Annotated in this window: 12 protein-coding genes; 3 read left to right on the forward strand and 9 right to left on the reverse strand. The window is 67.9% G+C overall.

The window, feature by feature from the left end:
• Positions 1 to 53: 53 nt before the first annotated feature.
• From holA to ABE485_RS21110, 6 genes are all read right to left on the reverse strand, one after another.
• Positions 54 to 1,109, reverse strand: a complete 1,056-nt coding sequence (gene holA, locus ABE485_RS21085; RefSeq protein ID WP_346517215.1) for a DNA polymerase III subunit delta — start codon at positions 1,107 to 1,109, stop codon at positions 54 to 56.
• Positions 1,110 to 1,112: 3 nt separating this feature from the next.
• Complete coding sequence (gene lptE / locus ABE485_RS21090; protein ID WP_346517216.1) at positions 1,113 to 1,775, reverse strand: LPS assembly lipoprotein LptE; 663 nt, start codon at positions 1,773 to 1,775, stop codon at positions 1,113 to 1,115.
• Positions 1,776 to 1,786: 11 nt separating this feature from the next.
• Positions 1,787 to 4,444 carry a leucine--tRNA ligase gene (gene leuS, locus ABE485_RS21095; protein WP_346517217.1) on the reverse strand — a complete coding sequence of 886 codons (2,658 nt, stop codon included), beginning with the start codon at positions 4,442 to 4,444 and terminating at the stop codon, positions 1,787 to 1,789.
• Between the two features lie 86 nt (positions 4,445 to 4,530).
• Positions 4,531 to 5,691: an MFS transporter gene (locus ABE485_RS21100; protein ID WP_346517253.1), complete on the reverse strand. Its 1,161-nt coding sequence runs from the start codon at positions 5,689 to 5,691 to the stop codon at positions 4,531 to 4,533.
• Between the two features lie 106 nt (positions 5,692 to 5,797).
• Complete coding sequence (locus ABE485_RS21105; RefSeq protein ID WP_346517218.1) at positions 5,798 to 6,310, reverse strand: MarR family winged helix-turn-helix transcriptional regulator; 513 nt, start codon at positions 6,308 to 6,310, stop codon at positions 5,798 to 5,800.
• Between the two features lie 155 nt (positions 6,311 to 6,465).
• On the reverse strand, positions 6,466 to 6,924 hold the full coding sequence (locus ABE485_RS21110) for an HU family DNA-binding protein (protein ID WP_008166315.1): 459 nt from the start codon (positions 6,922 to 6,924) through the stop codon (positions 6,466 to 6,468).
• 353 nt (positions 6,925 to 7,277) lie between these two features.
• Here ABE485_RS21110 and ABE485_RS21115 point away from each other — a divergent pair, with 353 nt between their 5' ends.
• The 3 genes from ABE485_RS21115 to ABE485_RS21125 all read left to right on the forward strand — a co-directional run bounded on the left by ABE485_RS21115 (position 7,278) and on the right by ABE485_RS21125 (position 10,898).
• Positions 7,278 to 8,438, forward strand: coding sequence for a D-alanyl-D-alanine carboxypeptidase family protein (locus ABE485_RS21115; RefSeq protein WP_346517219.1), 1,161 nt, complete (start codon positions 7,278 to 7,280; stop codon positions 8,436 to 8,438).
• 22 nt (positions 8,439 to 8,460) lie between these two features.
• Positions 8,461 to 9,009, forward strand: a complete 549-nt coding sequence (locus ABE485_RS21120) for a hemerythrin domain-containing protein (protein WP_346517220.1) — start codon at positions 8,461 to 8,463, stop codon at positions 9,007 to 9,009.
• Between the two features lie 83 nt (positions 9,010 to 9,092).
• Positions 9,093 to 10,898, forward strand: a complete 1,806-nt coding sequence (locus ABE485_RS21125; RefSeq protein WP_346517221.1) for a SulP family inorganic anion transporter — start codon at positions 9,093 to 9,095, stop codon at positions 10,896 to 10,898.
• Between the two features lie 19 nt (positions 10,899 to 10,917).
• Here the strand turns inward: ABE485_RS21125 and ABE485_RS21130 are convergent, their stop codons facing one another.
• Genes ABE485_RS21130 through ABE485_RS21140 form a run of 3 tightly spaced genes read right to left on the reverse strand, consistent with a single transcriptional unit; the run spans position 10,918 to position 14,788 of the window.
• Entirely contained in the window at positions 10,918 to 11,685 is a 768-nt protein-coding gene (locus ABE485_RS21130) for an ABC transporter ATP-binding protein (RefSeq protein ID WP_346517222.1), read from the reverse strand.
• The gene (locus tag ABE485_RS21135; RefSeq protein WP_346517223.1) at positions 11,682 to 13,559 is read right to left on the reverse strand and encodes an ABC transporter permease; all 1,878 of its coding nucleotides are present in this window, start codon (positions 13,557 to 13,559) and stop codon (positions 11,682 to 11,684) included. The genes ABE485_RS21130 and ABE485_RS21135 overlap by 4 nt, the downstream gene beginning before the upstream one ends.
• Positions 13,559 to 14,788: an ABC transporter substrate-binding protein gene (locus ABE485_RS21140; RefSeq protein WP_346517224.1), complete on the reverse strand. Its 1,230-nt coding sequence runs from the start codon at positions 14,786 to 14,788 to the stop codon at positions 13,559 to 13,561. The genes ABE485_RS21135 and ABE485_RS21140 overlap by 1 nt, the downstream gene beginning before the upstream one ends.
• Positions 14,789 to 14,843 lie beyond the last annotated feature (55 nt).

Consider the following 14,843-nt stretch of genomic DNA (forward strand, 5'->3'; position numbering starts at 1 on the left):
ATCCGGTCGGCCGACCGGATGGGGGCAAGGCGGAGGCGGCGGCTATGCCGCCTTCACGGTCGTCCGCCGGCGGCGGCCACGCGCAGCGCCAGGCGGGTCATTTCTTCCCAGGGATCCGAGAGGCGCCCGGGCACCGACAGGCCCTTGATCAGGCGGTCGACTTCGTGGGCATGCTGCACGGCAGCGGGCCAGACGGCCGGCTGGACCCGGCTCAGGGCCTGCAGCGCCAGGCGCTCGTGGGCGCCGAAGATGCGCAGGCGCCGCATCAGGCCGTTCACGTCCTGGCCCAGCGCGCGGGCCTCGGCGATGCGGGCCAGCAGGCGGATTTCCTCGCCGACCGCCCACAGCACCAGCGGCAGGGCCTCGCCTTCGGCGCGCAGGCCGTCGATCATGCGGATGGTGCGGCCGATGTCGCCGGCCAGCATGGCGTCGCGCAGCCCGAAGACGTCGTAGCGCGCCACGTTCAGCACGGCGCGTTCCACGTCTTCGGCGGCAAGCTGGCCTTCGGGGTAGAGCAGGCCCAGCTTCTGGATTTCCTGGTGGGCGGCCAGCAGATTGCCTTCGACCTTGTCCGCCATCCATTGCAGCGTGGCGTTGTCGGCGCGCTGGTTCTGGCGCGCCAGGCGCATGCCGACCCAGGCGGGCAGCCGGCCGCGTTCGATGTTGGCGATGTCGACGGCCGCGCCGGCGCGGCTCAGGGCCTGCATCCAGCGGCTTTCGCGCGTGGCCTTGTCCAGCCGGGGCAGGGCGATCAGCACCAGGGTGTCGGCATCGGCCTGCTTTTCGGCTTGTTCGGCCAGCTTGGCCAGCGTGTCGGCGCCGGATTTGCCCGGCTTGCCGGTGGGGATCTTGATTTCAAGGATGCGGCGGTCGCCGAACAGCGACACGCTCTGGGTGGCGGCCAGGACCGCGCTCCAGTCGCTGCGCGCGTCCATCACCATGGACAGGCGCTCGGTGTAGCCCGCGTTGCGGGGGGCGGGGCGGCCCGCGGGCAGAGGCACGGTCACCAGCAGCGGCTCGTCGCCGGAAACCGTGTACAGCGGCGCCAGCCGGTTGCCGGGCCGCTGCAATTGCTCGGCCAGGCGATCCGCGTCCAGAGGCTGTGCCATCGGCTAGCGGACGTTGGTCGGGTCGGTGACGGACGGCGTCTGCCAGGGCGTGGGCACACGCTGCTGCTGCGGCTCGTTCGGGTTGAACAGCGGAGTGTCGGCGGTATCGCCGCCTTCCTGCGCGGTTTCAAACGCCTTGCGCACGTCCGGCGCCGTAATGCGGCGCAGCACGCGCGACACGAGGTCGCGCTGCATGGCCTTGAACAGGGTATCGATCTGGCCCTGCTTGGCCTGCACGACCTGATCGTCGTAGGGCATTTCGCGATAGATGGACAGCGTCGTGTCCGGCACCAGCGCGCGGCCCTGGGCGTCGATCAGGCGGAACGTGTAGTTGATGCCGAGTTCGTAGGATTCGACGCGGCCCTGGGCGTTCAGCGAGACCTCGCGCAGGGTGCGCGAGTCGCTCACCTGCTGCAGGATGGCCTGCGCTTCCTTGGGCGAATCCACCAGCTTGGTGTTGGGCGAGGCCGCGCGCAGGGCGCGGCGCACGTCGGCGCCGAACTGGGTGGTGTCGGGAATGCCCACGTACATTCTTTCGAACGGCATGGGGGTCACTCCCCGCAGCGCGAAGCCGCAGGCGGAGAGCAGCATGAACAGCGCCAGGCAGGCGCCGCGCAGCAGCCAGGATTGGCGGGATTGGTGCGTTATTTGCCCGGCGAAGTACATGCTTGACCTCATCAGCCTACGACGTTGACCAGTTTGCCCGGAACCACGATGACACGCTTGGGCGGGCGGCCTTCCAGGAAGCGGGCGACCTCTTCCTGGCTGGCGGCAAGCTTCTCGATGTCTTCCTTGGCGGCCTTGGCGGCCACGCGGATCGAGCCGCGCAGCTTGCCGTTGACCTGGAGCATGAGCTCGATCTCGTCGGCGACGAGCGCGGCTTCATCCACGTGCGGCCACGGCGCGTCGAGCAGGTCGCCGAGTTCCTTGGCGTAGCCCAGGTCCTGCCAGAGGTGCCAGGTGATGTGGGGCACGACCGGATACAGCACGCGCAGCAGCAGGCCCAGCGTTTCGGCGTAGGCGGCGTCGGCGTGGGCGCCTTCGGGCAGCTTGGCGTCGTCGATGGCGTTCAGCATCTTCATGCAGGCGGACACGACGGTGTTGTACTGGATGCGCTGGTAGTCGTAGTCGGCCTGCTTGAGCAGCGAATAGACTTCGCGGCGCAGATCCTTGACTGGAGCGGGAGCCTGGGCCCAGTCGGCGCCGTGGCCCAGGCCGCGCGCCACGGCTTCGCGCTGGGCGTAGCTGATGGACCAGAGGCGGCGCAGGAAGCGGTTGGAGCCTTCAACGCCGGAATCGGACCACTCGAGGGTCTGCTCGGGCGGGCTGGCGAACATGACGAACAGGCGTGCGGTGTCGGCGCCCAGGGTGTCGATCAGCGATTGCGGGTCGACGCCGTTGTTCTTGGACTTGGACATCGTGCCCACGCCGCCATAGTTGATGGCGGAGCCGTCCGACTTCAGCTTGGCGCCGGTGATGGCGCCGCGGTCGTCGTAGACGTTTTCGACGTCTTCGGGCCAGAAGTATTCAATGCCGCCCTGGGGCGTCTTGCGCGAATAGATGTGGTTGAGCACCATGCCCTGGCACAGCAGCTTGGTGAAGGGCTCGTCGAAGTTGAGCAGGCCCATGTCGCGCATGACCTTGGTCCAGAAGCGGGCGTACAGCAGGTGCAGGACCGCGTGCTCGATGCCGCCGATGTACTGGTCCATCGGCATCCAGTAGTCATTGCGCGCGTCGACCATGGCCGTGTCGTTGCCCGGCGAGGTGTAGCGCATGAAATACCAGGACGAGTCCACGAACGTGTCCATCGTGTCTGTTTCGCGGCGCGCGGGCTTGCCGCACTTGGGGCAGGCGCAGGACAGGAAGGCTTCGTTCTTGGCCAGCGGGTTGCCGCTGCCGTCGGGGATCAGGTCGTCGGGCAGGACCACCGGCAGGTCCTTTTCCGGCACCGGCACGGGACCGCAGTCCGCGCAGTGGATGATGGGGATCGGGGTGCCCCAGTAGCGCTGGCGCGAAATGCCCCAGTCGCGCAGGCGCCAGGTGGTCTGCTTTTCGCCCAGGCCTTGCGCGCCCAGGTCGGCGGCGATGGCATCCACGGCTTCTTTATAGGACAGGCCGTCGTATTTGCCGGAGTTGATGGTGCGGCCGGACTGCTTGTCGCCGTACCATTCCTGCCAGGCGTCGGTGGAGTATTCCTTGCCCGCCACGTCCACGACCTGCACGATGGGCAGGGCATATTTCTTGGCGAAGGCGAAATCGCGTTCGTCGTGCGACGGCACGCCCATGACGGCGCCGTCGCCGTAGGTCATCAGCACATAGTTGCCGACCCAGACCTCGACCTGCGCGCCCGTGACCGGGTGCGTGACGAACAGGCCCGTGGGCATGCCCTCTTTTTCGCGCGTGGCCATTTCGGCCTCGGTCGTGCCGCCCAGCTTGCACTGTTCGATGAAGGCGGCCAGCTGCGGATTGGAGCGCGCGGCGTGGGTGGCCAGGGGGTGTTCCGGCGCCACGGCGCAGAAGGTCACGCCCATGATGGTGTCGGCGCGGGTGGTGAAGACGTACAGCTTGCCGTCCTGGATCAGTTGGCCGTCCTGGCCGGCGATCTGGTGCGGGAAGGCAAAGCGCAGGCCCTCGGACTTGCCGATCCAGTTTTCCTGCATCAGGCGCACGCGCTCGGGCCAGCCGGGCAGGTCGTTCTGGACCGCGCCCAGCAGTTCGTCGGCGTAGTCGGTGATGCGCAGGTAGTAGCCGGGGATCTCGCGCTTTTCAACGAGCGCGCCCGAGCGCCAGCCGCGGCCGTCGATGACCTGTTCGTTGGCCAGCACGGTCTGGTCCACCGGATCCCAGTTGACGACCTGGGTCTTGCGGTAGGCCACGCCCTTTTCGAGCATCTTCAGGAACAGCCACTGGTTCCACTTGTAATACTGCGGATCGCAGGCGCACATTTCGCGCGTCCAGTCGATCGCCAGGCCCATCGCCTTCATTTGCTTCTTCATGTAGGCGATGTTGTCGTAGGTCCACTTGGCGGGCGGGACCTTGGACTTGATGGCGGCGTTTTCCGCCGGCATGCCGAACGCGTCCCAGCCCATGGGCATCAGGACGTTGTAGCCGCGCATGCGCAGCTGGCGGGCCATCATGTCGTTGATGGTGTAGTTGCGCACGTGGCCCATGTGCAGCTTGCCGCTGGGATAGGGCAGCATGGAGCAGGCGTAGAACTTGGGCTTTTCGGAGCCGTCGGGGTTCTTCGCGTGTTCGTGGACCAGATAGACGTCCCGGGCCTGCCAGTCTTGGTGGGCGGCCGCTTCGACGGTAGTGGGGAGGTAGCGTTCCTGCATGGGCTCGTGCGCGGTGGCAAAAAAGGGTGAGCCGCCCCATCGCGCCGGGGCGCGGAGGCGGTCAAAACCCCTGATTATAGGAGGTGCTAGGCGCGGGCAGCGGGAGAGGCCGTTTCCGGGATGCGCGCGCTGGGCGCGAGGGCGCCGTACGCCAGCGTAACGGCCCCCAGGACGGCGCCCGCGGTGACCACGCCGGGCCAGCCAAAATGGGCGTAAAGCCAGGACGATACCAGCGAACCGGAGGCCCCGCCGATGAAATAGCAGGTGACGTAGCCCGCGGTGAGGCGGCTGCGGGCTTCGGGACGGAGACGGTAGATGGAGCTGGTGTTGGTGACATGCACGCCCTGGATCGCCAGATCCTGCAGCAGGATGCCGGCCAGCAAGGCAAGCACCGAGACCTGGCCGAAGGCCATCAGTCCCCATGATCCCAGGTGCAGCAGCAGCCCGACGCGGGTGGCGAGGTTGCCCAGGCCGCGGTCGGCAAGGCGTCCGAAGCGGTTGGCGGCATAGGCTCCCGCTGCGCCCGCCAGCCCGAACAGGCCGATGGTCGTGTTGCTGTATTCATAAGGGGGACTGGCCAGCAGGAACGTCAGCGGCGTCCACAGCATGCTGAATGCCGCGAACAGCAGCCCGCCCAGCAGGGAACGGGCGCGGAACAGGGGTTCCTCGACGAACATGCGCAGGATCGAGCCCAGCAGGCGCGGATAGCTCATCGCGGTGGGACTCTGGTAGCGGGGCAGCACGCGCCACAGGACGGCCGACATGAGCACCATCAGGATGGCGGCGACCCAATACACGGTGCGCCAGCTTCCCACGTCCGCGAGCGCGCCCGCGGCGGTGCGGGCCAGCAGGATGCCCAGCAGCAGTCCGCTCATGACGGTTCCGACGGCCTTGCCCCGTTCATGGGGCGCCGCCAGCGTGGCGGCGAACGGCACGAGGATCTGGGCCACCACGGACAGCATGCCGGTCAGGGCCGTGCCGATGATCAGGACCGCGATGTTGGTGGCGAAGGCCGAGATCAAGAGGCCGCCGGCCGCCAGCAGGTTCATCAGCACGATCAGGGCGCGGCGCTCGAACATGTCGCCCAGCGGCACCAGCAGCATCAGTCCCACCGCGTAGCTCAGCTGCGCGGTGGTGACGATGGCGCCGGCCGCGGCGTTGGAGATCGAGAACTGCTGGCTGATGGTGTGCAGCAGGGGCTGCGCGTAGTAGTTGCTGGCGACGGCCAGGCCGGTGGCCACGGACATCAGCAGGATGATGGGCGCCGTCAGGGTGGGAGTCGATTGCGTCGGGGATGTCACGGGTCTGCTGCGGAGAATGGGTAAATACGTTGGGGCGGTCGGGGGGCGGGCGTCAGGCGCCCACGCTGCCCGGGGTGTCCTGGTCCTGCTTGAGCAGCAGCTTTTTCAGGAGGCCGGCCAGTTGCCGGCGTTCGGCCGCCGACAGCGGCTCCAGCAATTCGTTCAGGTCCTTCAGGTATTCCTTGAGCACCAGCTTGATGACGCGCAGCCCTTCCGCCGTGAGCGTGACGATGACGCCGCGCCGGTCGTCGGGATTGGGGGTGCGCGCCAGCAGGCCCGCCTGTTCCAGGCGATCCAGGCGGTTGGTCATGGCGCCGGAGGTCAGCAGCAGCGCTTCGACCAGCTTCTGCGGATTCATCGCGTGGGGCGCGCCGCTGCGATACAGCGTGGCCAGCACGTCGAATTCGCCTTGATGCAGGTTGTGCTGGCGAAACGTGCGATTGACGTTGCGGGCGGCAAAGGCATTCAGGCGGAACACGCGCGCGACGACCGACATGGCGGCGAAGTCCTGGGCGGGACATTCCTGCGTCCACTGCGAGATGACGTGATCGACGAGGTCATTCATGGGGCTGAACTTATTTTGATGTGAAGTATCTTTACGTGAAGATAAATTCTAGCAGCGCGTCCGCGCGGATGCAAAGCAAGGGCAAAAAAAAAGAAGGGCCCGCCTCTTGCGAGGCGGGCCCTTCCCGGCTTGACCGGATACTGCGCGTAAACGAATTACTGCGCGGCGTCCTTCAGCTTCTTGAGCGGGCGAACCTTCACCTTGACCGAAGCCGGCTTGGCGGGGAACCAGCGCTCTTCACCGGTGAACGGGTCCTTGCCGAAGCGCTTGGCCTTGGCGGGAACCTTCTGCACGGCAACCTTGAACAGGCCGGGCAGCGTGAATTCGCCGGCGCCCTTCTTGTCCACGGAACCCAGCACCGAGGTTTCCAGGCTGGCCAGGACGGCCTTGACCGACTTGGCTTCGACGCCGGATTGCTCGACGATGTAGGCGATGAGCTGGGTCTTGTTCAGAGCAGCCTTGATGGCCTTGGGTGCAGCAGCGACCTTCTTGGCGGCGACGACCTTCTTGGCAGCCGGCTTCACAGCGGGCTTGGCGGCGGTTGCCTTCTTTGCGGGCGCCTTGACGGCGGGCTTGGTGACTTTCTTGGCAGGAGCTTTTGCTTTCGTGGCCATGGTCAAAATCCGTATGTTGAGGACATGGAGCAGCGCGTGCCGGGTATCGGCGTTTAACGCTACGCGCCCGATGATAGCGGAAGAGCGGCGTTAAATGCGGCTTTCAAGCGGGTTTTCAGCCACTGTTTGTTGTTTTCAGCGCAGAAAAGTGCTTTCTACAAGGGCTCCTGCAAGATGTCGTGACATTCGCGGTCAAATCTTGCGGCGTTGCGCAGCCGTGAACCTTAAGCGCTGCGCGTGTTCAAATTGCGGGCGGCGCGCAAGGGCGGCATGGGCCGAAAGCCCCTGAATTCAGGCATTTTTTGCCTGTTTTGCGCGCCGGTAGAAACCACGCATGGAAGTGAAGCAGCTATATGTTGATGAAGAAGTTGGCGGCGAGCCTGCTCGTTGCGACCGCTTGTATATCCGGCGCCATGGCGCAATCGATGCCCGCGCCGGCGCTGTCGGCCAAGGCCTGGCTCTTGCTGGATGAGACCAGCGGCCAGGTCATCGCGTCGCACGCGGCCACGACCCGGATCGAGCCGGCGTCCTTGACCAAGATCATGACGGCCTACGTCGTGTTCGAGGCCCTGAGCAAGAATGAGCTGTCGTCCAGCCAGCTGGTCACGATCTCGACGCGGGCCTGGAAGGTGCCGGCGGGCAGTTCGAAGATGTTCCTCGAGCCCGGATCGAAGGTGTCGGTGGACGATCTGCTGCGCGGCCTGATGATCCAGTCCGGCAACGACGCGGCCGTTGCGCTGGCCGAGGCCGTATCCGGCAGCGTCGAGGCCTTTGTCGCGCGGATGAACGACACCGCCGCCAGGCTGGGCCTGCACGCCACGCATTTCGCCAGCCCGCACGGCCTGCCGGACCCGGGCACGTATTCGACAGCGAGCGACCTGTCGATCTTGGCCACGCGCTACATCCGCGACTATCCCCAGCTCTACAAGGCTTACGATTCCGCCAAGCAGTTCACGTTCAACAAGATCACCCAGCCCAACCGCAACCGCCTCCTGTGGCTGGATCCCAGCGTGGACGGGCTGAAGACGGGGCACACGGATTCGGCGGGCTATTGCATCGTGGCCACGGCGCGCAGGCCGAACGGCGCCGACCAGCGGCGGCTGATCACGGTGGTGGTGGGCACGGCGTCGGACAAGCTGCGCACGCAGGAAAGCCGCGAGTTGCTGGAGTGGGGCTTTCAGGGGTTCAATACCATCAAGCTGTATGCGCGCGGCCAGGCCGTGGCCACGCCCGAGGTCTGGAAGGGCGAGGTCGACAGCCTGAAAGCCGGTTTCGCGCGGGACGCCTATGTCACGGTGCCCGCCGGCGCCAAGGTCGAGTCCGTGTGGACGCCGCAGGCGCCGCTGGTCGCGCCGATCACGGCCCAGTCCACGGTGGGCGCATTGCGCGTGATGGTGGACGGCAAGCCGGCCATGCAGTTTCCGGTCGTCGCGCTGGAGCCGGTGGCCGAGGCGGGATTCGCCGGTCGCGCATGGGATTCCATCCGCCTGTGGTGGCGGGGAACCGAAGGGTAGCGCAGCAAAACGGAGGCATGCGATGGCAGTGAGCTTTCCTGGCGGGCCGGCCGCGGCGCCGGGTCCTGAAGATCCGCTGGCCCTGCTGTCGGCGTGCCATGGGCGCATCGCCCGCCAATGCGCCACCCTGGCGCGGCTGGCGGCGCACCTGCCCGCGCACGGCAGCGACGCGACGGCCCAGACCGCGGCCGCCAGCGTGCGCCGGTATTTCGACACGGCGGCGGCGCATCACCATGAAGACGAAGAAGAGGACCTCTTCCCGGCCCTGATCGATTCGATGGCGGGTTCCGACGCCGTCTGTCTGCACGCCCTGGTGGACGGCCTGATGGCGGACCATCGGCGGCTGGCCGGCCTGTGGGAGCCGTTGCGCCGCGCTCTGTCCGAGATCGCGGCGGGCCGGCCGGCGGAACTGCCGGCGCTGCAGGTGCAGGCTTTCGCCGACGCCTACGCGGCGCACATCCGGCGCGAAGAGGACGAGCTGCTGCCGATGGCCGCGCGGCTGATACCGGACGATGCGCTGGCCGCGATCGGACAGGCCATGAAGGCGCGGCGCGGCGGCGAGGCCGGCTGAACCGTCGCCGTCATGGGGGGCGGCTTGCGCGTTGCGCGGCCGCAGGCGAGCGATTACGCTACGCGGACAGGCGCGAGGCGCCGATGTCCAGGGAACAAGACAGGATGATGCAGGGGGGAAGGAACGTAGCGCGCCGGCTGTTCGGCTCGTGGGTGGATGAGGTCAACGGGCTGACGCTGCGCGCCGACCTGGCCGCGGGCCTGCTGGGCGCGTTGCTGGTGCTGCCGCAGGGCGTGGCGTTCGCCACGCTGGCCGGACTGCCGCCGGAGTACGGTCTGTATTCCGCCATCGTCCCCTGTATCGTGGCCGCGCTGTTCGGGTCCAGCCGCCACGTGATGTCCGGCCCGACCAACGCGAATTCGCTTGCGCTGTTCGCGGTGCTGGCGCCGCTGGCCGCCGCCGGCAGCCCGGGATACATCCAGCTCGCGCTGGCCGTGACGGTGCTGGTCGGCGTCATGCAGTGGCTCGTGGGGACGCTGCGGCTCGGTTCGCTGGCGCATTTCATTTCGCCGTCGGCGTTGTTCGGCTTCACCAGTGGCGCGGCGGTGCTGATCGCGGTGCATGCGCTCAAGGACGCGCTGGGCCTGCCGGAGTCCGAATCGCACGGCGCGGGCGCCGTGCTGGAAAGCGTGGTCACGCATATCGGCCAGGTGCATCCGGGCGCCTTGCTGGTGACGCTGGTCACTCTGGCCGCGGCCTTGCTGGCGCGCAAGCTGGACAAGCGCAAGCCGTACATGCTGCTGGGGCTGGCGGCGGGCACATTCGCCGCCTGGGCGTTCAATACGCTGGTTCAGAACGGGGGCGGCGCGCCAGTGCCTGTGCTGGGTGCGATCGCCCAGCCCTGGCCGCCTTTCCACGTGCCCAGCATCGATTGGCGCACGCTGCCCGACCTGCTGAGCCTGGCGTTCGCGCTGACCATCGTGGCGCTGGCTCAGTCCATTTCCATCGCCAAGGCCGTGGCTTCGCGGTCGGGCCAGCGCATCGACGCGAACCGGGAGTTCGTGGGGCAGGGCCTGTCCAACATCGTCGGCGGATTCTTTTCCTGCTATCTGTCCTGCGGTTCGCTGAACCGTTCCATTCCGAATTACGAGGCCGGCGCGAAGACGCCGCTCGCCTCCGTGTTCTCGGCGTTGCTGCTGATGCTGCTGGTGGCGGTTTCGGCGAAGCTGCTGGCGATGATTCCGCATGCCGCGATTTCCGGACTGTTGTTGCTGGTGGCATGGACGCTGCTGGACATTCCGCGCTGGCGCCAGCTGCTGCGCACCCAGCCGGGCGAATGCGCCATTGCCGGCGCAACGCTGGCCGCCACGATCGCCATCCGCATGGAAGTGGCGATTCTGCTGGGCACGGTGCTGTCCCTGATGGTCTACCTGCACCGCACGTCGCGGCCGGCGATGCGCACGATGGGGTTCGATTCGCGCGGGCTGGACCGGCGGTTCATCGTGATCGAACACCAGCGCGACGCGCTGCCGGAATGCCCGCAGCTGAAACTGCTGCGCATGGAGGGTTCCGTCTATTTCGGCGCGGCCGCGCATGTGGCGCAGCGCCTGCATGAACTGCGTGCCGCGCCCGGTGCGCCGCGCCATCTGCTGGTGATGGCGAAAAGCATGAACTTCATCGACCTGGCCGGCGCCCAGGTCTGGGACGATGAGCTTGTCGCCCGGCGTGCCATGGGCGGCGACCTGTACTTCCATCGGCCGCGCCCCGAGGTGCTGGAGATGTGGCGGCGCACGGGGTTCCTGGAGCGCCTGGGCGCGGATCACATCTTCCCGGACAAGGCGACGGCGCTGCACGCCATCTACGCCAAGCTGGACCGGGGCATCTGCGCGGGCTGCACGGCCCGGATATTCTGGGAATGCCAGCCCGAGAGTCCGCAGAACGGCGGCTGAGCCGCCGCGCGGATGGCGCTCAGGCGGATTGCGGGGCTTCGGTGCCCAGGTAGGCGGCCTTGACCCGTTCGTCGGCCGCGATCGCGGCCGGCGCGCCCTCGGCCAGCAGGCTGCCGCGGACCAGCACGGCGATGCGGTCGGCGTGCTTGAATACCACGTCCAGGCTGTGCTCCGTGAACAGGACGGCGATGCGCTGCGTGTCGGCCAGCTTGCGCGTCAGGCGCATCAGCGCGTGGCGTTCGTTGGTGGCCATGCCGGCGGTCGGTTCGTCCATGAGCAGAAGCCGCGGCTGATGCGCCAGCGCCATGGCCAGTTCGACTCGCTTGACGTCGCCGTAGGCCAGCGTGCCGCAGGCTTCGTCCGCCTTGTTGGCCATCTGCACCTGCGACAGCAGGGTCATCGCTTCGTCGGCGGCGTGCCGGGCGGCGCGGCGCCAGGGGTTGAACAGCATCCGGTCGCGCGACAGCAGGGCGGTCTGCACATTTTCGAGCACGGTCATCGACCGGAACGTGGCGGCTGTCTGGAAGGTGCGCCCCACGCCCAGCCGGCAGATCCGGCCCGCCGACAGGCCGACCAGTTCCTGGCCGTCCAGCAGGACGGAGCCGGTGTCGGGGCGCAGTTGCCCGCCCAGCACATTGAAGCAGGTCGACTTGCCGGCGCCGTTGGGGCCGATCAGGGCCAGCATGCGCCCGGCCTCGAGCGTGAAGGACACGTCCGCCAGCGCATCGATGCCGCCGAACGATTTGCGCAGGTTGCGGACCTGCAGCAGCGGGGCGGGCGCGTTCATGCCTGCCTCCCGCGCAGGCGCGCGGCCGCGCCGGCCAGGCCTTCGGGGAACGCCATGACCAGCGCCAGGATGGCCAGGCCGAGGACGGCATGCCAGTACTCGGTGCTGCGCGCGGCGGCGTCCTGCAGCCAGGTGTAGGACGCGGCGCCGACGAGCGGGCCGGCCAGCGTCTGGATGCCGCCCAGCAGCACCATGACGAGGCCGTCCACCGATCGGCTCACCGCCAGCACGTCGGGCGCGATGCTGCCCTTGGAAAACGCATAGAGCGATCCTGCCAGGCCCGCGGCAAACGAGGCGGCGACAAAGCCCGCCCACTGCACACGCCGCGTTTCCATGCCCAGCGCCTCGGCGCGCAACGCCGAATCGCGCACGCCGCGCAGGGCATAGCCCAGCGGCGAGAACGCCAGCCGGCGCAGCCACCAGACGCCCGCCGCGCACAGCGCGAGCGTGACGTAGTAGAACCAGGGGCCTTGCGCCAGCCAGGCCGACGGCCACAGTCCGGTCAGGCCGTTGCTGCCGCCCGTGACGTCGTCCCATTGATAGGTCAGCGCCCAGAGGATCTGCGCGACCGCCAGCGTCAGCATGGCCAGGTAGACCCCGGACAGGCGCACGCAGAACCAGCCGAACACCAGCGCGCCGAATGCGGCGGCGAAGGGGCCCAGCAGCAGCGCGGCTTCCATGGGAACGGCGGCCAGTTTCAGCAGCAGCGCGGCGCCATAGGCGCCCAGGCCGAACCAGGCCGCGTGGCCGAACGAGGTCATGCCGGCCAGTCCGGTCAGGAAGTGCAGGCTGGCGGCGAACAGCGCGGCGATCAGGATCTCGGTCATCAGGATGCTGAGATATGGCCAGTACAGGGTGGCGACCGGCACCAGCGCCAGCAGCGCGAGCAGCACGCCATAGGCCAGCCGCAGGCGCGGGCCGGCCGGCGCGATGGGGCGTTCGGGCATGGCGGCGTGCGAGGACGGCGCGGGCGGCTTGCCCAGCAGGCCCCATGGGCGCACCACCAGCACCACCGCCATGACCGCGAATTCGGCCAGCAGCGTGAGCTTGGACAGGTTGAAGACCCAGGGGCCGATGGACACCTGGCCCAGGAAAACGAACAGCGCCTTCACGGAGCAGATGAGCAAAGCCGCCAGGAACGCGCCCGGCACCGATCCCAGCCCGCCCACGACCACCACCACGAACGCGCTGGCGATGATCTCCAGGTCCAGGCCCAGCGTGGCGGGCACGCGCGGCGCGGCCAGCGCGCCGCCCAGGCCGGCCAGGAACGCGCCCAGGGTGAAGGCGGAGGTGAACAGCCAGGCTTGGTTCACGCCCAGCGCGGCAAGCATCGTGCGGTTTTCGGCCGCCGCCCGCAGCAGCCTGCCCCAGCGCGTGCGCATGAGCAGCAGCCACAGCAGGCCGAGCACCACGGGGCCCGCCGCGATCAGCAGGAGGTCGTATTCGGGGTAGCGCCGGCCCAGGATCTGGACCGCGCCCGACAGGCCCGGCGCGCGGGCGGCGAACAGGTCTTCGGGCCCCCAGACGGCCAGCGCGGCGTCGCCGATGATGAGCACCAGCGCGAAGGTCGCCAGGAGCTGGAACAGTTCGGGGGCGCGGTACAGGCGCTTGAGCACCAGCAGTTCGGCCGCCGCGCCGATGAGGCCGGTCGCCAGCGCGGCCAGCAGCAGGCCGGCCCAGTAGCCGGCGCCGTCGCCGAAGTATCGGGTGAACGTCCAGGCAAGATAGATGCCCAGCATGTAGAACGAACCGTGCGCGAAGTTCACCACGCGCGTCACGCCGAAAATCAGCGACAGGCCGGCGGCAACCAGGAACAGCGCGCTGGCGTCAGCCAGGCCATTGAGCAGCTGCAGCAGCAGCCCGGAAACATTCATCAGTGCGCCGGCCGCATCTTGCGCACCTGCTCATCGGGCGGCTGCAGACGCGCGCCGTCGATGTAGGCGAAGTCCTTCATGATGCCCTTGCCGTCTTCCACCGCGGTGACGCCCACGTACACGCCCATCGTGGACTGGTGGTCGATCTTGCGGTACTGGATGGGGCCGTAGGGGGTGTCGACCTTCAGGCCGGCAAAGGCGTCGACGAGCTTTTCGGTATCCACGGAGCCGGCGGCCTTCAGGCCCTGGGCGATGGACATCAGCGACGCGTAGCCGACCACCGAACCCACCTTGGGCGTTTCGTTGTAGCGCTTTTTGTACGCCTCGACGAAGGCGGTGTTGGCGGGCGTGTCGATGGCGTACCAGGGGTAGCCGGTGACGATCCAGCCGGTGGGCGTGTCGGCGCCCAGGGGCTCCAGGTATTCGGGTTCGCCCGACAGCACCGACACCACGGGCATGTTCTCGAACAGGCCGCGCGTGTTGCCTTCACGCACGAAGCGGGTCAGGTCGGCGGCGAACAGCACGTTGAAAATGGCGTCGGGCTTGGCGTCGGCCAGCGCCTGCACGACCGCGCCGGCATCCACCTTGCCCAGCGGCACGGCCTGTTCGGCCACGAATTCCACGTCCGACTGGAAGGACTGCATCATGGCCTTGAACGTGGCCACGGCGGACTGGCCGTATTCGTAGTTGGGGTAGACGATGGCCCAGCGCTTCTTGCGCAGGGCGAGGGCCTTGGGGGCGAGCGCCGCCACGTGCATCCAGGTGGACGGGCGCAGGCGGTAGGTGTAGCGGTTGCCTTCCTGCCAGGTGATCTTGTCCGTGAGGGGTTCCGCAGCCAGGAAGAAGACCTCTTGCTGCTTGGCGAAGTCGGTCAGCGCGAGGCCGGTGTTGGACAGGAAACCGCCGAACAGCAGTTCCACTTTCTCGCGCGCCAGCAGTTCCTGGGCGGCGCGGACCGCATCGCCGGGGTTGCCGTTGTCGTCGCGGGAGATAACCTCGAGTTTCCTGCCCAGCACGCCGCCGGCGGCGTTGACCTCTTCCAGTGCAAGCTGCCAGCCTTTTTTATAGGGGCCGAGGAAGGCGGGGATTGCCTTGTAGCTGTTGATTTCGCCGATGCGGATCGGCGGTTCCTTGTCTTTGGCGGCGGCAGGGGCGGCCGGCGCCAGCGCCAGGGCCAGCAACGCGGGCGCCAGCACGCGGCGCATGAGGGTAAGGCAGGGACGGATCATGGCAGGGTATCGCAGGCTGTAGATGAGTCGGGCCTCAGCATGCGCCGGGGGCGCC

Origin of the sequence: Achromobacter spanius (assembly GCF_039673305.1) — a bacterium.
Lineage (GTDB): Bacteria > Pseudomonadota > Gammaproteobacteria > Burkholderiales > Burkholderiaceae_B > Achromobacter > Achromobacter spanius_F.